An 18,920-nucleotide genomic window follows, 5' to 3' on the forward strand; every position below is an offset into this window, starting at 1 on the left:
CATGAGCGAAACATCAGCACCGCAGCGCCGTCGTTTTTTCAGCAAACTTTTAAACGGCGATAACACAGCGCCAAATCGGGCACCTTGGCATCGAGTGCCTGAAGTAAATGCGGGGGATGGCGATGTTTTATGGTCTGGCATAGTTATCAACAACACCTTAATGGTGGTTGGCGATGAAGGTATGGTGCTGCGCTATAACGGTGAAAGCGATAGTAATGGTCGACTTTGGCAACCTATGGAGGTGCCGGCACAATTACCTTTACACGGTATTTGGGGGCTGACCGAGGACAATATTTTTGCCGTTGGCTGGATGGGCACGCTGCTACATTACGACGGTGAGCAATGGCAGAGTTTGCGCGGCGGCGTAATTGATCAACGCACCGAGCAGCTTTGCTGCCTGTGAAGAAAATACGCCCTTATTTGCCATTGATGGCAACTCCCAAGGCCGAGCTTGGGCGGTGAGCGATGATGGTCTTATCCTGCACTTTGACGGCCAACACTGGCAACGCGAAGTCAGCCACACAGACATTAACCTACGTGCTGTACTCTGTGCACCAGACAATAAAGTTTATGCCGCTGGCGCTGAAGGTACAGTGCTAATGCGCAATCAAGACGGCCTGTGGATAAGTTTAGAATGCCCGTTAAGCTCTGGCTTTCATGCGCTCTTGCTACTGGATGACGGCAGTCTATTGCTAGGCGGTGGGCGTTACTTTGTGGATAAAGGCGGCTTTCGTGGTGAGCTGGTTCTTTATAAAGATGGGGTATTTAAAGCCTTAGACTTTAATGAAGATATGCCGCGCTTGCGTGCCCTAAAAAGCTATAAAGACGGTGTGCTGATTGTCGGTGATCAGGGCCACCTGTATTACTTAAATAACTGGCGTATCGATAAGCTGGAAAGCAATTGCCGTCATGACCTGATGGACATTATTGTGTTATCCACAGGCGAAGCTTTGGTGGTGGGGGATTACGGTACAGTGATGACCGCAGCCAATGATTTCACCCAAGCGCTGGCGCCACCGCCACAAGCAGCAACAAAAAGCCCATGGGAAATTATGCCGTCTCCCAGTAAAAAACAGCTTTGGGATGTTACTGAAGGCCCAGATGGCAGCTGTTACGCCTGTGGTGAAGCAGGTACGGTACTGCACTTAGTTGCCGGCAGTTGGCAGCAATTACCAGCCCCCAGTGAGCTGGCAGTGCACTGTGTTTGGGATAGCGGCAGTGGTCTATTTGCCGCGGGGCAGTTAGGTCGTATTTACCGCTTTGATGGCGAAGAGTGGTCGTTGCACTTTGATCTGCATTTAGATATCACCATTCTAGGTATGTGGGGCAGTGGACCCAATTCTATTTTTGCCGTGGGCGATGAAGGCTTAATCCTACACTTTGATGGCTTACGCTGGCAGCGCATGCCCAGTGGTACAAAATCTGCGCTGTATAGCCTCTGGGCTTGGGATGCGCAACGCATGCTCGCGCCTGGGGATTTTGGTCTAGTACTGCGTTATAACGGCTCCGAATGGGCGGATTTCAATATCGGCAGTGAGAACTTTCTCTACGGTATCTGGGGCGATAGCCTGAGCAATATTTACGCGGTTGGCTTATCCGGCACCTTGGCGCACTTTAATGGTCAGCGTTGGCAACTGATGGCTACGCGTTTACGCGCTGACTTGCTGGGGATTGCCGGCTCAGAGCAAGCGGGGGTGTTTATTGTGGGTACCAACGGCAGTGTCATGCGCCTAGATGGCGATCAGTGGCTGACAGAGGAGAGTGGCACGGATGTCGGTTTGCGTGCGGTCTGCGCCACCCAAGCAGACGTGGTGTACGCCGTAGGTGATCGCGGCACTATTATTCGCCGTAATTAAGCAGATACTCCTTTCTTGCATGCGCCTACCTTCCCCATGTAGGCGCATTGTCTTACTGCGTTTGAGCGTTATCGAGCTGTAATTCACTCCAGCATTTGCTCTATCCCTTCCTTTTTTCCTCAGCTTTCACAGCTATTTAAACTATTTTTTAACCGACAGTGCTCGGGCACGACACTTTTTATCCTCCTTATTTAAGCTAAAGCATTTGCTAAACAGGCAATTTACGCATTTCTATAAATATATTTCGTCAGTAAGCCCTGTGGAGAACCGTAGCTGAGCATGGTTGATAAGCAGTGGCTAAAACTGTGGATAACTCCATCTGTGGATAACTATTGCTTTTATCCACAGGCTTAACTTGCTTATCCAGCGCCCTCAAGGGCACTTCTCTACACCCTTGTTATGTTTGTAACTCTTTGTATTTAAAGAGTTTTATGGAGATATACACAAATAACAGGCTGACTAGTAATAGCAGTAATAATAAGCTTTATATCTTTATACTTAACTTACTATTGTTTATCCCCAGCTTGACCGCTGAACAGAAGCCATGTGATCAAACCTTCTGCAAAGTCGCGTAAAAATCTATACTATTGCGGTCTTAGAACTCGCTAACAGCCAAGCAGATAACTCAACTGAAAATGCTAGATCGTCACGATTTATGGCAGTAGCACAGAATTCGTTCGTTTTTATCTACAATCCTGAGGTGTATGGTGGATTATCCTTCCCGTTTTGATGTGATCGTAATTGGTGGTGGCCATGCGGGTACTGAAGCAGCTTTAGCTTCTGCGCGTATGGGAGTAAAAACCTTATTACTCACACACAACATCGAAACTCTCGGACAAATGAGCTGTAATCCAGCTATTGGCGGGATTGGTAAAAGCCACTTGGTTAGAGAAATTGATGCGCTCGGTGGTGCTATGGCTACTGCAGCAGACCTCAGTGGTATTCAGTTTCGTATATTAAATAGCCGCAAAGGACCAGCAGTCCGTGCCACTCGTGCACAAGCTGACCGTGTACTTTATAAAGCAGCGATTCGTGAAGTCATTGAACACCAACCCAACTTATGGATTTTTCAGCAAGCCGCTGAAGACTTAATTGTCGAAAACGACAGTGTGCGTGGTGTTGTCACCCAGATGGGCTTACGTTTTTTTACTGATAACGTGGTCCTCACCACTGGAACATTCCTAGGTGGTCAAATCCATATTGGTTTACAAAATTACTCCGGTGGACGTGCCGGTGATCCACCCGCAAATGCTTTAGCAAAACGTATGCGCGAATTACCATTGCGCGTTGATCGTTTAAAAACAGGTACGCCACCACGCATTGATGCGCGCTCCGTTGACTTCTCAGTGATGACTGAACAACCGGGTGATACTCCCATGCCGGTGATGTCATTTATGGGCAATCGTGAGCAACATCCAGAGCAGGTGAGTTGCTGGATTACCCACACCAACACTAAAACTCACGAGATTATTGCTAAAAATCTCGATCGCTCGCCCATGTATGCAGGCGTAATCGAAGGCATTGGCCCACGTTACTGCCCATCCATTGAAGATAAAATTCATCGTTTTGCCGATAAAGACAGCCATCAGATATTTTTAGAGCCTGAAGGCTTAAGAACTCACGAGTTGTACCCCAATGGTATTTCCACATCCTTACCTTTTGATGTGCAACTGGATTTAGTCCACTCCATTCGCGGGATGGAAAATGCGCATATTATTCGTCCAGGCTATGCTATTGAGTACGATTACTTTGATCCACGGGATTTGAAATACAGCTTAGAAACCAAAGTGATCGATGGTTTATTCTTTGCCGGACAAATCAACGGCACCACCGGTTACGAAGAAGCAGGTATTCAAGGGTTGTTAGCCGGCAGTAATGCTGCGTTACGTGCGCAAGGCAAAGACAGTTGGCATCCACGCCGTGATGAAGCGTACTTGGGCGTGTTAATTGACGACTTAATCACCTTAGGTGCGCAAGAGCCGTATCGCATGTTTACCTCGCGCGCTGAATACCGCTTAATTTTGCGTGAAGATAACGCCGATATGCGTCTTACCGAGAAAGGTCGTGAGATTGGACTGGTTGACGATACCCGTTGGGCATTTTTTGAAGCCAAACGCGAAGCCATTGTGCAAGAAGAGCAGCGTTTAAAAGATACTTGGGTACGCCCCGGTACACCGCTTGGTGAAGCAGTAATGGAGAAGTTCAATACGCCACTGACCCATGAATACAATTTATTGAATTTATTGGCCCGTCCCGAGATTAACTACCTTGATTTAATCGCTGTCACCGGTGGCGGAATTACTGATGAGCAAATTGCCGAACAAATTGAGATTAAAACCAAATATGCGGGCTACCTCAGTCGTCAACTGGAGGATATTGCTAAGCTAAGAGCTAGCGAAGAAGTAAAACTGCCGGCTGATATGGATTACACGGCAATTTCAGGCCTGTCAAAAGAAATTCAACAAAAGTTATCCAGCAGTCGCCCGGAAACTCTTGGCCAGGCATCACGGATTCCTGGTGTGACTCAAGCAGCAGTCTCGTTATTGATGGTGCATTTGAAAAAGCGTAAAGCCAGTACAAGTTTGGAGCAGCCAGATTCATGACCGTTACCACACAGCATGCACAAGAGCTCACGCAAGGGGCTAAGCAGCTTAATGTTGCCTTAAGTGAACAGCAGCAAGAACAGTTGCTGCAATATTTAGGCTTATTGATCAAGTGGAATAAAGCTTACAATTTAACCGCAGTGCGCAACCCAGATGAAATGGTGTCACGACACTTGCTCGATAGCTTAAGTGTGGTTGAGTATGTCCAGCAGTACGGTGACAACTGGTTGGATGTGGGCAGCGGCGGCGGTATGCCGGGGGTTCCTTTGGCTATTATTTTTCCTGAAAGAAAACTCACTCTGTTGGACTCTAATGGGAAAAAAACACGCTTTTTAACTCAGGTGAAGTTGGAACTCGGTTTGCATAACCTCGAAGTTATCCACAGCCGTGCTGAAGCCTTTACCCCAGAGCAGGCTTTCTCTGGCATTATCTCGCGAGCATTCAGTTCTTTAGCTGATTTTAGTAATTGGACGCGCCACCTTGGTAATCTGCAAACCCGCTGGCTAGCGATGAAAGGTGTGCAGCCTGATGATGAGTTGCAGGCGCTGCCGGACGACTTTGTACTTGACGCTTGTCACACATTAAAAGTGCCGGGCTGTCAGGGCCAGCGCCATTTATTAATCTTGCATCGCCAGTAAAACTGAGGAGACGGTATGGGTAAGGTCTTGGCTATTGCCAACCAGAAAGGCGGTGTCGGTAAAACTACAACTTGCATTAACTTGGCGGCCTCATTGGTGGCAACACGCCGTCATGTGTTACTGATTGACCTCGATCCGCAAGGTAACGCCACCATGGGCAGCGGTATTGATAAGCACAGCTTGCAGCACTCAGTGCTGGATGTGTTAACTGGTCAAGCAGATTTAATTGATGTGATGCAGTTTTCTGAGCACGGTGGTTATCAATTGCTGCCCTCGAACCGCGACTTAATTGCTGCAGAAGTGGCCTTGCTGGACTTGCCCAACAAAGAGCGACGCTTGCTTGAAGCGTTAAAGCCGGTACGGGGTAATTATGACTATATTTTAATTGATTGCCCGCCATCCTTAAGCATGCTGACGATTAATGCCTTGGTGGCCGCCGACGGGGTGATGATCCCCATGCAGTGCGAGTATTTTGCTTTGGAAGGTTTAACGGACTTGATTGGCAGTATCCAACGCATTGCCGACCAGTTGAATCCGGAGCTGCAAATAGAAGGTATTTTGCGAACCATGTATGATCCGCGCTTGAGTTTGACCAATGATGTCTCACAGCAATTAAAAGAGCACTTCGGTGACAAACTGTATGACACGGTCATTCCACGTAACGTGCGTTTAGCAGAAGCGCCCAGCCATGGTTTGCCAGCTTTAGCCTATGACAAGCAATCACGTGGAGCTTTAGCTTATTTAGCGTTGGCCGGTGAGTTATCCCGTCGTCAACGCGCCAGTCAGCGTGCTGCAACACGCACATAAGGAATCATTATGGCGGTTAAAAAACGCGGCCTCGGACGAGGACTTGATGCATTACTGAGCAGTGCGACAGCGAACACTTTGCAAGAGCCAACCGCAGAGGTTGATGCTAAAGAATTACAGCATTTAAAATTAGACTGCATTCAGCGCGGCAAGTATCAACCCCGTGGGGATATGGATCAGGCCAGTCTCGAAGAGCTGGCGCAATCAATTAAAGCTCAAGGGGTGATGCAGCCCATCGTAGTGCGTCCGTTAACGGCCCATAGCTATGAAATTATTGCCGGTGAGCGGCGCTGGCGTGCGGCCAAGTTGGCAGGGTTACAAACTATCCCTGCTTTAGTGCGTGATGTCAGTGACGAAGCGGCGATTGCCATGGCGCTGATTGAAAATATCCAGCGCGAAGACTTAAACCCAGTTGAAGAAGCCATTGCTTTACAGCGTTTGCAAAAAGAGTTCGAGCTGACTCAGCAAGAAGTGGCTAATGCTGTGGGTAAATCGCGCGCCAGTGTGGCTAACTTGCTACGTTTAATTGGTTTGCCAGACGAGGTTAAGACCTTATTGGCCCATGGTGACTTAGAAATGGGTCACGCTCGAGCGCTGCTTGGCTTACCCGTAGAGCAGCAAGTAGAGGCGGCGCGACATGTTGTCGCAAGAGGCTTAACAGTACGACAAACTGAAGCAATGGTTCGTAATATGCTGGCGGATAAGCCCGAGCAAGAAAAAGCTGCCATTGACCCCGACGTAAAACGCTTAGAGCAAAAATTAGCTGAGCGCTTGGGTACTCAAGTGCAGATTAAACATGGCCCAAAGGGCAAAGGGCAGTTGGTTATTAAGTACGGAACATTGGACGAATTACAGGGTGTTTTAGCGCATATACGCTAAAGTTTTAGCTGTTGGTCGTAAAAAACGAGATGACAGTTGAATGAATTGCGCTAGCACCCTATACTCTGCGCGCAATTTTGTTGCTATTCATTTTAAAATGAAAGATATAGCAAAGGAATCAGGCACTACATTGGCGTATCGAAATAAAGTTGCTTTCCATCGTCAGCCCATGTTTCGCGTTATCGTGTTACAAGCGGCGATGAGTATCCTGATCGGATTGCTTTTTGGTTTATCTCAAGGATGGGTCGCGGCGTACTCAGCATGGCTGGGTGGGCTGATAGCGCTAATACCGAACGTGTATTTTACGTACAAAGCGTTCCAGTATTTTGGCGCACGTTCAATAGGCGCGATTGTCCAGTCCTTTTGGGCTGGTGAAATGGGAAAATTGATTCTTACAGCAGTGTTTTTTGCACTGCTGTTCATGGCGGTGAAACCATTGAATGCATTTGCTGTATTTATTGGTTATATATTGGTGCAGATGACCTCTGCAACATCACTTCTTTTGACTAAAAGCTTTCTAAAGCGTTGAGCGGTTGAGGCATTTATGGCACAAAGTTCTGCTGAGTATATTCAGCACCACCTACAAAACCTTACCTACGGTAAATTAGACGGTAAATGGCAGATTGCACAAACCGCACAGGAAGCCAGTGAAATGGGTTTCTGGGCGATTCATCTGGATACCATGATCATGTCTATTTTAATGGGGGTGTTATTCCTATTTTTATTCCGTCGTGTGGCTGTTAAAGCCAACGAGGGTGTACCAACAGGGCTACAAAACTTTGTAGAAGTGGTTGTTGAGTTCGTACAGAGTATGGTTCGCGACACTTTCTATGGTCGTAGCGCATTAATTGCACCTTTAGCATTAACCATCTTCATGTGGATTTTGCTGATGAACAGCCTGAAATGGATTCCTGTTGATGTGATTCCAGGTTTGGCTGCCGCTGCTGGTGTTCCATACTTTAAATACGTACCAACCACTGACCCTAACGCTACCTTTGGTGTGTCTATCGGTGTTTTCTTATTGATTGTGTTTTACAGCATTAAGATTAAAGGCGTGGGTGGCTTTGCTAAAGAACTTTCGTTTACCCCTTTTAAACACTGGTCGTTGATTCCGTTTAACTTGTTCCTTGAGTTATTGGGCCTACTGACCAAACCATTAAGCCTTGCTTTGCGTCTGTTTGGTAACATGTACGCTGGTGAAGTGGTGTTTATCCTAATTGCGCTACTGCCGTTTTACGTACAGTGGGCGCTTTATGGGCCATGGGCAATCTTCCATATTCTGGTGATCCCGCTACAGGCCTTTATTTTCATGGTGCTGACAATCGTTTACCTGAGCGCAGCCCACGAAAGCCATTGACGCGAAAGCGAGCGTTAATTCAAAACTTTAACTGTAAACTTGAAAACTTAAAACTCTAGGAGTAACTATGGAAATCGTAATTATCGCTGCCGCCATCATCATTGGTATGGGCGCACTAGCTACTGGTATCGGCTTTGCACTGTTAGGTGGAAAGTTGCTTGAGTCCACAGCGCGTCAGCCTGAGCTGGCACCACAATTACAAACTAAAACCTTCATCATGGCTGGTCTGCTTGACGCCGTACCAATGATTGGTGTTGGTATTGCAATGTACCTGATCTTCGTTGTAGCTCCAGGTATGGCAGGCTAATCTAGCGATTTCATCGTGCAGTAAGTCAATGACTCACTGCACGAAGTTATCTTTCAGATAAACAACGAAATAGCATGAGGTAGATCAGTGGATATTAATTTGACACTAGTTGGTCAATTGATTGCCTTCGCTATTTTTGTCTGGTTTTGCATGAAGTTCGTATGGCCACCCATCACGAATGCAATGGATGCTCGCCAGAAGAAAATTGCTGAAGGTTTAGATGCAGCTGGGCGCGCTGAGCGCGACTTAAAGCTTGCTCAAGAAAAAGCGACAGAAATGTTGCGTGATACTAAGAAAACTGCAGCAGAGCTTCTTGAAAAAGCGAATAAAACTGCAAGTGAAATCGTTGAAGAAGCAAAGGTTCAAGCGCGCGTTGAAGGCGAGCGTTTAGTGGCCAGTGCCAAAGCAGAGATTGATCTTGAAGTGAACCGCGTAAAAGAAGATCTTCGCGCGCAAGTTTCAGTATTAGCGATTACGGGTGCAGAAAAAATTCTCGGTTCGTCCGTGGATGCAAGCGCTCATAATAAAATGGTCGAACAATTGGCCGCACAACTTTAAGCGAGGCAAGCGATGCTGAATATCAATACGCTTGCTCGACCTTACGCAAAAGCAGCTTACGAGTATGCTTCAGCAGCAGGTCAAGTTGACGCTTGGTCTGCGATGTTGGCATTAACTGCAGCGGCGGTAACAGAGCCGGTCATCATTAATCAGCTGGGTAACCCTGCGCTGACTCGAGATGGCAAGGTCGCGTTTCTAAAGCAACTGTGCGAAGGCAATATCGACGAAACATTCGGCAACTTTCTTCGTGTTCTTGGCGAGAATGACCGTTTGACTTTACTCCCTATGGTGCAAGAGATGTTTGAGGCTATTAAAGCTGAAGCAAATCGCACTTTAGAGGTTGAAGTAGAATCTGCTTTTGAGCTTAGCGCAGAACAACTCCAAACACTGGCTGCCGCCTTATCCAAGCGGCTTGATCGTACCGTTCAACCCAAAGCGACTGTAAATCCCGCTTTAATTGGCGGTTTGCATATTCGTGCTGGTGACTTAGTTATTGACGGCTCGGTCCGCGGTAAACTGAATAAGTTAGCCGAAGCGTTGAAATCCTGATTTGAGGGGCATGGCATGCAGCAACTGAATCCTTCCGAGATTAGCGAGATTATCAAGCAGCGTATAGCTAAGCTTGATGTATCTGCGCAAGCCCGTAATGAAGGCACAATCGTCAGCTTGTCTGACGGTATCGTACGTATCCACGGCTTAGCCGATGTAATGTACGGTGAAATGATTGAATTCCCAGGTAGCATTTTTGGTATGGCACTCAACTTGGAGCGCGACTCCGTTGGTGCGGTAATCCTGGGTAGTGCATTCGGTTTGACCGAAGGCATGAGCGCCAAGTGCACAGGACGTATCCTTGAAGTTCCGGTTGGACCAGAACTACTCGGCCGCGTGGTTGATGCACTGGGTAATCCGATTGATGGCCAAGGCCCAATCGAAAGCAAACTAACTGATGCAGTTGAGAAAGTTGCACCAGGTGTTATTTGGCGTAAATCGGTCGACGAGCCTGTGCAAACAGGTTACAAATCTGTCGATGCGATGATCCCGGTTGGCCGTGGTCAGCGTGAGCTGATTATTGGTGACCGTCAGATTGGTAAAACTGCTCTGGCGATTGACGCCATCATTAACCAAAAAGACAGTGGCATTAAGTGTGTTTACGTTGCAATCGGCCAAAAGCAATCAACTATTGCTAACGTCGTACGTAAGCTCGAAGAGCACGGTGCACTGAGCAACACTATTATTGTTGCGGCAAGTGCTTCTGAATCTGCTGCGCTGCAATACTTAGCACCTTATGCTGGTTGCACCATGGGCGAATACTTCCGTGACCGCGGTGAAGATGCGTTAATCGTTTACGATGACTTATCTAAGCAAGCTGTTGCATATCGTCAGATTTCCTTGCTGTTGCGTCGTCCACCAGGACGTGAAGCTTACCCAGGTGACGTGTTCTACCTCCACAGTCGTTTGTTGGAGCGTGCATCACGTGTATCTGAAGAGTACGTTGAAGCGTTTACCAATGGTGAAGTGAAAGGTAAAACCGGTTCTTTAACCGCGTTGCCAATCATTGAAACCCAGGCCGGTGACGTATCAGCGTTCGTACCAACCAACGTAATTTCTATTACTGACGGTCAGATTTTCCTTGAGTCATCGATGTTTAACTCAGGTATCCGTCCAGCAGTTAACGCAGGTATCTCGGTATCGCGTGTTGGTGGTGCAGCTCAAACTAAGATCATTAAAAAGCTTTCCGGCGGTATCCGTACTGCACTGGCTCAGTACCGCGAATTGGCGGCCTTTGCTCAGTTTGCTTCTGACTTGGATGAAGCAACGCGCAAACAGCTTGAGCACGGTGAACGTGTGACTGAGCTGATGAAGCAGAAACAGTATGCACCTATGTCAATCGCTGACATGTCAGTGTCACTGTATGCTGCTGAGCGTGGCTACTTAACTGATGTAGAAGTTAATAAAGTGGGTGCTTTCGAGGCAGCCTTGTTAGCCTTCTTCAAACGTGACTACGCTGACTTAATGGCGAAAATCAATGAGAAGGGTGACTTTAATAACGATATCGATGCTTCTATTAAAGAAGGTATCGAGAAGTTTAAGGCCACTCAGAGCTGGTAAGCCGCAGCGGGAGCGTTAAAGCTCCCGCTTGCTTAACCTGAAGGGTGTCAAATGGCAGGCGCAAAAGAGATTCGCAGTAAAATTGCGAGCATCACAAGTACGCAAAAGATCACCAATGCCATGGAAAAAGTGGCGGTTAGTAAAATGCGCAGAGCACAACAGCGCATGGTTACTGGTCGTCCTTATGCAGAGCGCATACGTCAGGTCATTGGCCATCTAGCTGAAGCCAATGCTGAGTATGAGCATGAATTCATGGTGGAACGTCCGGTTAAACGCGTTGGTTATATCATCGTGTCATCGGATCGTGGTCTATGCGGCGGTCTGAACTTTAACCTGTTCAAGGCCCTGTTTAAGAACATGAAAGACTCTCACCCCAATGACGTTGAAGTAGAATTCTGCGTGATTGGTAAAAAAGGTGTGAGCTTCTTTAAAGGCCAAGGGTGCAAAATCGTTGCAGCAATCACCGATCTTGGTGAGCAGCCAGCGATTAGCGACTTAATTGGTAGCGTTAAGATTATGCTGGATGCCTTCACTGAAGGCCGTCTCGATCGTTTGTACTTAGTATCCAATAAGTTTGTGAATACTATGACCCAGCAGCCAACAGTTGAGCAGTTAGTGCCACTGGCGGTTGAGGGCGAAGGATTGGATAGCGGCGGTGTTGGTTCTTGGGATTACATTTATGAGCCCGGTGCTCAGCAATTGCTGGACTCACTGATTGTTCGTTATATCGAATCTCAGGTCTACCAAGCGGTTGTTGAGAATACAGCATGCGAACAAGCAGCTCGAATGATTGCAATGAAAAATGCGACAGATAACGCTGGCGATCTTATTGATAACCTACAACTGGTTTACAACAAGGCTCGTCAAGCAGCAATCACTCAAGAAATTTCAGAAATCGTCGGCGGCGCAGCCGCGGTTTAAGAACGGTTCAAATATTCAGAGGAACCAGATATGAGTAGCGGACGTATCGTTCAAATTATCGGCGCCGTCATCGACGTGGAATTCCCACGCGAACAGGTCCCGAACATTTATGACGCACTGCAAGTTCAGGGCGTTGAAACTACACTGGAAGTTCAACAACAGTTGGGTGACGGTGTAGTTCGTACAATTGCCATGGGTTCGACCGAAGGTCTAAAACGTGGTCTTGATGTAGTTAACTCAGGCGGTCCAATTACTGTACCTGTGGGCGTTAAAACCCTTGGTCGTATTATGGACGTATTGGGTAACCCAATCGATGAAGCCGGTCCAATTGGCGAAGAAGAGCGTTGGGGTATTCACCGCGCAGCACCTTCTTATGCAGAACAAGCGGGCGGCAACGAAGTTCTAGAAACAGGTATTAAGGTTATTGACCTTATTTGCCCGTTCTCTAAAGGTGGTAAAGTTGGTCTGTTCGGTGGTGCCGGTGTTGGTAAAACCGTAAACATGATGGAACTGATTCGTAACATTGCTATCGAGCACAGTGGTTACTCAGTATTCGCTGGTGTTGGTGAGCGTACTCGTGAAGGTAACGACTTCTATCACGAAATGAAAGACTCCAACGTTCTCGACAAAGTAGCGCTGGTTTACGGTCAGATGAACGAGCCACCAGGTAACCGTTTACGTGTTGCTCTGACGGGTTTGACCATGGCAGAAAAGTTCCGTGACGAAGGCCGTGACGTACTGTTGTTTATTGACAACATTTACCGTTACACCTTGGCCGGTACTGAAGTATCTGCACTGTTAGGCCGTATGCCTTCAGCGGTAGGTTACCAGCCAACGCTGGCTGAAGAAATGGGTGTTCTGCAAGAGCGTATTACCTCGACTAAAGCAGGTTCCATTACTTCAATTCAAGCCGTTTACGTACCTGCGGATGACTTAACTGACCCATCCCCAGCCACGACGTTTGCGCACTTGGATGCCACCGTTGTACTGTCACGTGACATTGCATCTTTGGGTATTTACCCAGCAATTGACCCACTGGACTCAACTTCACGTCAGCTTGATGCTGCAGTGATTGGTCAAGAGCACTATGACTGTGCCCGTGGCGTTCAGTATGTATTGCAACGTTACACAGAACTTAAAGATATCATTGCGATTCTAGGTATGGACGAGCTGTCTGAAGAAGATAAGCAGTTAGTATCTCGTGCACGTAAAATCCAGCGCTTCTTGTCTCAGCCATTCTTCGTGGCCGAGGTCTTTACCGGTGCGCCAGGTAAGTACGTATCGCTGAAAGAAACCATCCGTGGTTTCCAAGGTATCTTGAATGGTGACTACGATGACATGCCAGAACAAGCGTTCTACATGGTTGGTACCATCGATGAAGCCATTGAAAAAGCGAACAAAATGTAATTTGCGAGCCTAATGGGTGAGCAATATGGCGGCGGATGCTTAAGCGTCCGCTCTGCCTTAAAACTGAGGCGATCTATATGGCCATAACAGTCCAATGTGACATTGTTAGCGCAGAAGAAGAGTTGTTCTCCGGTTTGGTCGAAATGGTCATCGCTCATGGTCACATGGGTGATTTGGGTATTTTGCCTGGCCACACTCCCTTGATCTCTACAATTAAGCCGGGCCCTGTCCGGGTAATTAAGCAAGGTGGTGCCGAAGAGGTGTATTACATCTCTGGTGGCTTTATCGAAGTACAGCCAAAATCAGTTAAGGTTTTAGCAGACACTGCAATCCGTGCCGCTGACCTTGATGAAGTAGCTGTGCTAGAAGCGAAAAAAGCTGCTGAACATGCTATTCAAGAACAATCGGAAAATTTTGATTATGCAGCCACAGCAATACGTTTAGCAGAAGCGGCAGCGCAACTGCGTACGATCTCTGAACTGCGTAAAAATATCCGTCGATAAGCATATCTTGCTTCATCGCAACAATAAAAAAGGGTAGCCTAGGTTACCCTTTTTTATTGCTTATCTTTTAATAACCTAAGCACTGAACATACTTTATTTAGGATTAATCACATGTCATTGGATGTTGTTATTCTCGCCGCAGGCCAAGGTACGCGCATGCGTTCGGCCTTACCCAAAGTGCTGCACCCGATAGCAGGTCGATCAATGTTGGCACATGTACTGCAAACCGCACGCAGTTTAAAGCCTGCCAGCATTCAAGTGGTCATTGGCCATGGTGCTGAATTGGTACGAGAGCAACTGGCTGCCGATGATGTGAGTTTTGTTGTACAAAGCGAACAATTGGGTACAGGTCATGCCGTCGCACAAGCAGTGCCGCACCTAAAGGCTAAAAATACGCTAGTGCTATACGGTGATGTACCTTTGATTGAAGCGGGCACTTTAGAAAGTTTATTAACAAAGCTTTCTGCAGACAGCATGGCTCTTTTAACAGTTAACCTTGATAACCCAGCCGGTTATGGGCGGATCGTGCGCGATAATGCGGGGGTTGTGCAGGCCATTGTTGAGCATAAAGATGCCAGCTCTGAGCAGCTGAAAATCTGTGAAGGCAATACTGGAATATTAGCAGCACCACGTGAGCGCATGGCTGATTGGTTAGGTCGACTGTCCAATAGTAATGCCCAAGGCGAATACTATTTAACTGATATTATTGCCATGGCTGTGGCAGATGGCTTAACCGTAGCCACTGAAACAGCCAGTGATGCCATGGAAGTACAGGGTGCCAATGACCGTTTACAACTTTCTGAGTTGGAGCGCCACTATCAGCAGCGGGCTGCTCGTTCTTTAATGGCACAAGGTGTCACCCTGTTGGATCCATCACGTTTTGATTTGCGTGGCGAGGTCAGTGTCGGCCGTGATGTTTTAATCGATATTAATGTGATCTTAGAAGGCAAGGTAGAGATCGCTGATAATGTTTCTATTGGTCCTAATTGCGTCATTAAGGACTCGGTTTTACATACAGGTGCAGTGATTAAAGCCAATAGTCACTTAGAGGGGGCGCAAGTAGGTGAGGGCGCTGACTGCGGTCCTTTTGCCCGTTTACGACCAGGATCAGTGTTGTCCGCAGGTAGCCATGTGGGTAACTTTGTCGAGTTAAAAAATACCCGCATGGGAGCGGGGGCTAAAGCAGGCCACTTAAGCTATTTGGGTGACAGTGATATTGGTGCGCGCAGCAATATCGGCGCCGGTACTATTACTTGCAATTACGATGGTGCAAATAAGTTTAAAACAGTAATGGGCGAGGATGTTTTTATCGGCTCGAACAGTTCTCTAGTCGCCCCGCTCAATTTAGGCGACGGTGCCACCACAGGTGCAGGCTCAACGATTACCACTGATGTGCCCGCTCAAGCTTTAGCCGTGGGCCGTGGACGGCAGCGCAATTTGGAAAACTGGCCACGTCCGAAAAAGCACTAAACTGGTAATGCTCTTTCAAGCTGCTTATTGCCTTGCGCACTAAGCAGCTTTTTATTATCTGCCCGATTAAAGTAAAGCTGAGTTGAAAATTTGATTTCGAGTGGAGATCTGCTCGTTCATAGTCCAAAAATCATAGAGTACACCCAGTAAAAACAAACCACCGGTGCATAAGTAGATGATTCCAGTTATCCACTTACCTTGATACATACGGTGGACACCAAATACACCAAGGAAGGTTAATAGAATCCAAGCGAGGTTGTAGTCAGTACGACCGGTGTGAAAGCGCATATTGGCTTGTCGATCCATGCTGGGAATTAAAAATAAATCAATAATCCAGCCAATACCCAGTAGACCTAAAGTAAAAAACCAAATAGTGCCAGTAACGGGTTTGCCGTAATAAAAACGATGCGAGCCTAAAAAGCCGAAAATCCAAAGTAAGTAACCCATTACCGGGCTGTGGCTGTCGGAGTTGTACTGCATAACTGAATCCTTTTAGAGTGTTGTTGTATGACTCATGCTTGTTTAAATAGTTGCGGGTTATTTATCAGTACGTGGACCAAGTCGTGTTTCAATCTCAAATTCAAGAGCTCTACGCAGTCCCAGTAAAAACGCTAACTCAGCAACAACAAATAAAGGGCCGATAGCTAAGCCCATAATGTCATCGATAAAAGCAGGCTTTTTGCCTTCAAAATAGTGACCGATAAATTGAATAATCCAGCCTAAAATAAACAGGCCTAAGCCTAGGGCAAGCCATAAACCTGTGGATAACTGTGCGCTGAGCATGCCGAGCCACAGTGATAAAACCAGCAAGACTGTCATTGCTAAGCCCAACTTTAGATCCAGTATGAGGTAAAATATGGCTGCAGCGCTGGCGACTATCAGTGCGGGTGAGAGCCATATCCCAGCCATTGCCCAGCCAGGTTTTGAAAGTACGATGGCAACTGCCACTACGATCAATGGAATTCCGATAATATGGGTCAAGATGTTGCGCTGGTCGCGATGGTAGGCAGCATATTGTGTTAAGTGATCAGTTAGAGTTTTCATTATTATTATCCTCATGCGTGTCATAAAGTTTCTGCGTTAGGATCATAACTAAAAAAACAGCAGTAAACAGTGCCATATCTTGCACCTTGGCTCTTTATACTGCTAAACAGTCTGACTTCTAGAGCGAGGCCGAGAGCAACCTAGGTTGGGGATTGCGGTCATAATGTAAGCAAAGTATCAGTGTGATTATTTTAAGAGTTTATTAAGTGGATAAAATATGAAGTTTCCAGTGTGGGTATTTTTAACATTAGTGCTGGCAGGTTGTTCCGGGTTGAAAATTGATGATAGCTACCAGTCAACAGGGCAGGACAGCCGTGTGCAGTTTATTGTTTTGCATTACACCGCCAGCGATTTACCGCGATCCTTATATTTATTAACAGGGAAGCAGGTTAGCAGTCATTATCTAATTGCTGAGCAGCCTGCCACCATTTATCGGCTGGTGGATGAAAATCGCCGCGCTTGGCATGCAGGTGATAGTCAATGGAATGGTCGCACGTGGTTAAACTCAAGCTCCATTGGTATTGAAATGGTCAATCAAGGTTATACCGATACGCCAGAGGGGCGAATATGGCAGCCTTGGAGTGAGCAGCAAATTAATGCTTTGGTGTTACTGCTCAAAGACATTATGCAAAGACATGGCTTAACTGCTCACAGTGTGGTCGGGCACAGTGATATTGCACCCCAGCGTAAAGTTGATCCGGGTCCTGCTTTTCCATGGGAGCGTTTGGCGCAGGAAGGTTTGATACTGTGGCCGGATGCACAGGCAGTAACCGAACATACCCGTGTATTTACGCAACAGTTGCCGTCAGTGGCTTGGTTCCAAGAGCACTTAGCTAAAGTGGGTTATGCCGTACCTACGCATGGTGATTTGGATGAAGCGACACGTAATGTAGTGGTTGCTTTTCAGATGAAGTATCGACCGCGTCTATATAATGGAGAGCCCGATGCCCAGACTGCTGCGATCCTTCTGGCCTTAACCAGACAAATGAGCCGTTAACTCTAGGAGTATCTTGCATGTTAAATGGCTTATGGCTGAGTTTTTTTATTGTAGCCACTGTTGCTGGGTTAGTGCGCTGGTTTGGTGGTGATCCTGATGTTTGGGCAGCTATGGTGGAAAGCTTATTTAGCATGGCAAAGCTTTCTGTCGATGTCATGCTTTTACTGTTTGGCACCCTGACGCTATGGTTAGGCTTTCTCAAAATTGCTGAAAAAGCGGGCTTAGTTGATCTGTTGGCTCGACTGCTTGGCCCACTCTTCGCCAAGTTAATGCCGGAAGTGCCACGCGGTCATCCAGCGCTGGGCTTAATTACGCTTAACTTTGCCGCCAATGGTTTAGGCCTAGATAATGCCGCTACACCCATTGGCCTGAAAGCTATGCGTTCGTTGCAGGAGTTGAATCCATCTACGACCACTGCCAGTAATGCACAGATACTTTTCTTGGTTTTAAATGCCTCTTCACTAACGTTGCTGCCAGTTACTATTTTTATGTACCGAGCGCAACAAGGGGCTGCGGATCCTACGTTGGTCTTTCTTCCTATTTTGTTGGCCACCAGCGCATCGAGCTTAGTTGGGCTGCTATCAGTGGCCTTTATGCAACGCTTGCGAATTTGGCACCCTGTTGTTTTAGCGTACTTAATACCTTGTGCTTTATTACTTGGCGCGTTTATGGCGCTATTGGGTAGTTTGAGCGCAGTTACATTGGCGAGTTTATCGTCGCTGCTAGGTAACCTAACCCTATTCGGCATCATTATGAGTTTTCTTGTATTGGGGATGATTCGTAAAGTACCTGTGTATGAAACCTTTGTAGAGGGGGCAAAAGAAGGTTTTCAGGTGGCTAAAGATCTGTTGCCTTACTTAATTGCAATGCTGTGTGCGGTTGGAGTTTTACGTGCTTCAGGTGCATTAGAGTTCGGGCTTGATGGTATTCGTTGGCTAGTAGAGCTACTGCATTGGGATTCGCGCTTTGTCGATGCGCTGCCTACCGCAATGGTCAAGCCATTTTCTGGCAGCGCTGCTCGCGCTATGTTGATTGAAACTATGCAAACCCAAGGTGTAGATAGTTTCCCTGCATTGGTGGCTGCGACTATTCAAGGAAGTACCGAAACCACATTTTATGTATTGGCGGTATATTTTGGTGCTGTAGGTATTCAGCGTGCACGCCACGCAGTTGGTTGTGCGCTATTAGCCGAGCTCGCTGGAGTCGTTGCAGCTATTGCTGTGTGTTACTGGTTTTTTGGTTAGTACGGAGGTTATGTGTCGTTAAAGAAGATCGCAAGTGTTGCATTACTTATAGCTTGTAGTGCATGTGCAGCTCCTTTACCAGAGCACAATCCAGCTATGGCTTGGATAGATGTGTTGACGCAACCAGGTCAACAGTTATCAGCACAACGCATGGATGGCCATAAAGTAGATGATGCACGCTACTTTCAAGTCAGTCCAGGCCCGCATAAATTGCAGGTGC

At 47.1% G+C, this 18,920-nt stretch carries 21 protein-coding genes (1 of these 21 running past the window's edge); 19 read left to right on the plus strand and 2 right to left on the minus strand.

The features are described from left to right. The first annotated feature begins 1 nt into the window (after position 1). The 16 genes from O6P33_RS02030 (at position 2) to glmU (ending at position 15,415) form a co-directional block, all read left to right on the plus strand. On the plus strand, positions 2 to 403 hold the full coding sequence (locus O6P33_RS02030) for a hypothetical protein (protein ID WP_269818591.1): 402 nt from the start codon (positions 2 to 4) through the stop codon (positions 401 to 403). Further along, a complete protein-coding gene (locus O6P33_RS02035) occupies positions 369 to 1,856 on the plus strand; it encodes a WD40/YVTN/BNR-like repeat-containing protein (RefSeq protein WP_269818592.1) in 1,488 nt (495 codons plus the stop codon). The genes O6P33_RS02030 and O6P33_RS02035 overlap by 35 nt, the downstream gene beginning before the upstream one ends. A gap of 707 nt (positions 1,857 to 2,563) precedes the next feature. Then, on the plus strand, positions 2,564 to 4,459 hold the full coding sequence (gene mnmG / locus O6P33_RS02040) for a tRNA uridine-5-carboxymethylaminomethyl(34) synthesis enzyme MnmG (protein WP_269818593.1): 1,896 nt from the start codon (positions 2,564 to 2,566) through the stop codon (positions 4,457 to 4,459). Next, positions 4,456 to 5,097, plus strand: coding sequence for a 16S rRNA (guanine(527)-N(7))-methyltransferase RsmG (gene rsmG, locus O6P33_RS02045; RefSeq protein WP_269818594.1), 642 nt, complete (start codon positions 4,456 to 4,458; stop codon positions 5,095 to 5,097). Before mnmG ends, rsmG begins: the two co-directional genes overlap by 4 nt. A gap of 15 nt (positions 5,098 to 5,112) precedes the next feature. After that, a complete protein-coding gene (locus O6P33_RS02050; RefSeq protein WP_269818595.1) occupies positions 5,113 to 5,904 on the plus strand; it encodes a ParA family protein in 792 nt (263 codons plus the stop codon). A 9-nt stretch (positions 5,905 to 5,913) separates the two neighbouring features. Continuing rightward, positions 5,914 to 6,783 (plus strand): ParB/RepB/Spo0J family partition protein, encoded by an 870-nt coding sequence (locus tag O6P33_RS02055; protein WP_269818596.1) that lies wholly within the window; start codon positions 5,914 to 5,916, stop codon positions 6,781 to 6,783. A 97-nt stretch (positions 6,784 to 6,880) separates the two neighbouring features. Continuing rightward, positions 6,881 to 7,312, plus strand: a complete 432-nt coding sequence (locus tag O6P33_RS02060) for a F0F1 ATP synthase subunit I (protein ID WP_269818597.1) — start codon at positions 6,881 to 6,883, stop codon at positions 7,310 to 7,312. 15 nt (positions 7,313 to 7,327) lie between these two features. Beyond that, entirely contained in the window at positions 7,328 to 8,140 is an 813-nt protein-coding gene (atpB, locus tag O6P33_RS02065) for a F0F1 ATP synthase subunit A (protein WP_269818598.1), read from the plus strand. Positions 8,141 to 8,207: 67 nt separating this feature from the next. Further along, positions 8,208 to 8,447 (plus strand): F0F1 ATP synthase subunit C, encoded by a 240-nt coding sequence (gene atpE, locus O6P33_RS02070; RefSeq protein WP_269818599.1) that lies wholly within the window; start codon positions 8,208 to 8,210, stop codon positions 8,445 to 8,447. A gap of 87 nt (positions 8,448 to 8,534) precedes the next feature. Further along, entirely contained in the window at positions 8,535 to 9,005 is a 471-nt protein-coding gene (locus O6P33_RS02075; protein WP_269818600.1) for a F0F1 ATP synthase subunit B, read from the plus strand. Between the two features lie 12 nt (positions 9,006 to 9,017). Beyond that, a complete protein-coding gene (locus O6P33_RS02080; RefSeq protein WP_269818601.1) occupies positions 9,018 to 9,554 on the plus strand; it encodes a F0F1 ATP synthase subunit delta in 537 nt (178 codons plus the stop codon). A 15-nt stretch (positions 9,555 to 9,569) separates the two neighbouring features. Continuing rightward, the gene (gene atpA / locus O6P33_RS02085; RefSeq protein ID WP_269818602.1) at positions 9,570 to 11,114 is read left to right on the plus strand and encodes a F0F1 ATP synthase subunit alpha; all 1,545 of its coding nucleotides are present in this window, start codon (positions 9,570 to 9,572) and stop codon (positions 11,112 to 11,114) included. Positions 11,115 to 11,165: 51 nt separating this feature from the next. Continuing rightward, positions 11,166 to 12,035 (plus strand): F0F1 ATP synthase subunit gamma, encoded by an 870-nt coding sequence (gene atpG / locus O6P33_RS02090; RefSeq protein ID WP_269818603.1) that lies wholly within the window; start codon positions 11,166 to 11,168, stop codon positions 12,033 to 12,035. Between the two features lie 30 nt (positions 12,036 to 12,065). After that, the gene (gene atpD / locus O6P33_RS02095; protein ID WP_269818604.1) at positions 12,066 to 13,442 is read left to right on the plus strand and encodes a F0F1 ATP synthase subunit beta; all 1,377 of its coding nucleotides are present in this window, start codon (positions 12,066 to 12,068) and stop codon (positions 13,440 to 13,442) included. Between the two features lie 77 nt (positions 13,443 to 13,519). After that, positions 13,520 to 13,945 (plus strand): F0F1 ATP synthase subunit epsilon, encoded by a 426-nt coding sequence (locus O6P33_RS02100; RefSeq protein ID WP_269818605.1) that lies wholly within the window; start codon positions 13,520 to 13,522, stop codon positions 13,943 to 13,945. Positions 13,946 to 14,056: 111 nt separating this feature from the next. Then, positions 14,057 to 15,415, plus strand: coding sequence for a bifunctional UDP-N-acetylglucosamine diphosphorylase/glucosamine-1-phosphate N-acetyltransferase GlmU (glmU, locus tag O6P33_RS02105; protein ID WP_269818606.1), 1,359 nt, complete (start codon positions 14,057 to 14,059; stop codon positions 15,413 to 15,415). 66 nt (positions 15,416 to 15,481) lie between these two features. On the opposite strand, the gene O6P33_RS02110 is transcribed toward glmU, so the two are convergent. Together O6P33_RS02110 and O6P33_RS02115 are read right to left on the minus strand one after the other, a co-directional pair. After that, positions 15,482 to 15,895, minus strand: a complete 414-nt coding sequence (locus O6P33_RS02110) for an NINE protein (protein WP_269818607.1) — start codon at positions 15,893 to 15,895, stop codon at positions 15,482 to 15,484. Positions 15,896 to 15,952: 57 nt separating this feature from the next. Then, on the minus strand, positions 15,953 to 16,459 hold the full coding sequence (locus O6P33_RS02115) for a DUF962 domain-containing protein (RefSeq protein WP_269818608.1): 507 nt from the start codon (positions 16,457 to 16,459) through the stop codon (positions 15,953 to 15,955). 217 nt (positions 16,460 to 16,676) lie between these two features. Between O6P33_RS02115 and O6P33_RS02120 the strand changes: the two genes are divergently transcribed. The 3 genes from O6P33_RS02120 to O6P33_RS02130 form a co-directional block, all read left to right on the plus strand. Further along, on the plus strand, positions 16,677 to 17,456 hold the full coding sequence (locus O6P33_RS02120; RefSeq protein ID WP_269818609.1) for an N-acetylmuramoyl-L-alanine amidase: 780 nt from the start codon (positions 16,677 to 16,679) through the stop codon (positions 17,454 to 17,456). Between the two features lie 17 nt (positions 17,457 to 17,473). Beyond that, on the plus strand, positions 17,474 to 18,700 hold the full coding sequence (locus tag O6P33_RS02125) for a nucleoside recognition domain-containing protein (protein ID WP_269818610.1): 1,227 nt from the start codon (positions 17,474 to 17,476) through the stop codon (positions 18,698 to 18,700). A 96-nt stretch (positions 18,701 to 18,796) separates the two neighbouring features. Next, positions 18,797 to 18,920 carry the 5' end (the start) of a hypothetical protein gene (locus O6P33_RS02130; RefSeq protein WP_269818611.1) on the plus strand. It continues 203 nt past the right edge of the window, so only the first 124 of its 327 coding nucleotides appear in the window; it begins with the start codon at positions 18,797 to 18,799; the stop codon falls past the right edge of the window.

Origin of the sequence: Denitrificimonas caeni, assembly GCF_027498055.1 — a bacterium.
In the GTDB taxonomy this organism is placed as follows: Bacteria; Pseudomonadota; Gammaproteobacteria; order Pseudomonadales; family Pseudomonadaceae; genus Denitrificimonas.

Bases quoted from the DNA above. Each gene is read 5' to 3' on its own strand.
- O6P33_RS02030 (WP_269818591.1), top strand. From the start codon at position 2: ATGAGCGAAACATCAGCACCGCAGCGCCGTCGTTTTTTCAGCAAACTT.
- rsmG (WP_269818594.1), top strand. From the start codon at position 4,456: ATGACCGTTACCACACAGCATGCACAAGAGCTCACGCAAGGGGCTAAG.
- O6P33_RS02050 (WP_269818595.1), top strand. From the start codon at position 5,113: ATGGGTAAGGTCTTGGCTATTGCCAACCAGAAAGGCGGTGTCGGTAAA.
- O6P33_RS02055 (WP_269818596.1), top strand. From the start codon at position 5,914: ATGGCGGTTAAAAAACGCGGCCTCGGACGAGGACTTGATGCATTACTG.
- O6P33_RS02060 (WP_269818597.1), top strand. From the start codon at position 6,881: ATGAAAGATATAGCAAAGGAATCAGGCACTACATTGGCGTATCGAAAT.
- atpB (WP_269818598.1), top strand. From the start codon at position 7,328: ATGGCACAAAGTTCTGCTGAGTATATTCAGCACCACCTACAAAACCTT.
- atpE (WP_269818599.1), top strand. From the start codon at position 8,208: ATGGAAATCGTAATTATCGCTGCCGCCATCATCATTGGTATGGGCGCA.
- O6P33_RS02080 (WP_269818601.1), top strand. From the start codon at position 9,018: ATGCTGAATATCAATACGCTTGCTCGACCTTACGCAAAAGCAGCTTAC.
- atpA (WP_269818602.1), top strand. From the start codon at position 9,570: ATGCAGCAACTGAATCCTTCCGAGATTAGCGAGATTATCAAGCAGCGT.
- atpG (WP_269818603.1), top strand. From the start codon at position 11,166: ATGGCAGGCGCAAAAGAGATTCGCAGTAAAATTGCGAGCATCACAAGT.
- atpD (WP_269818604.1), top strand. From the start codon at position 12,066: ATGAGTAGCGGACGTATCGTTCAAATTATCGGCGCCGTCATCGACGTG.
- O6P33_RS02100 (WP_269818605.1), top strand. From the start codon at position 13,520: ATGGCCATAACAGTCCAATGTGACATTGTTAGCGCAGAAGAAGAGTTG.
- glmU (WP_269818606.1), top strand. From the start codon at position 14,057: ATGTCATTGGATGTTGTTATTCTCGCCGCAGGCCAAGGTACGCGCATG.
- O6P33_RS02110 (WP_269818607.1), bottom strand. From the start codon at position 15,895: ATGCAGTACAACTCCGACAGCCACAGCCCGGTAATGGGTTACTTACTT.
- O6P33_RS02115 (WP_269818608.1), bottom strand. From the start codon at position 16,459: ATGAAAACTCTAACTGATCACTTAACACAATATGCTGCCTACCATCGC.
- O6P33_RS02120 (WP_269818609.1), top strand. From the start codon at position 16,677: ATGAAGTTTCCAGTGTGGGTATTTTTAACATTAGTGCTGGCAGGTTGT.
- O6P33_RS02125 (WP_269818610.1), top strand. From the start codon at position 17,474: ATGTTAAATGGCTTATGGCTGAGTTTTTTTATTGTAGCCACTGTTGCT.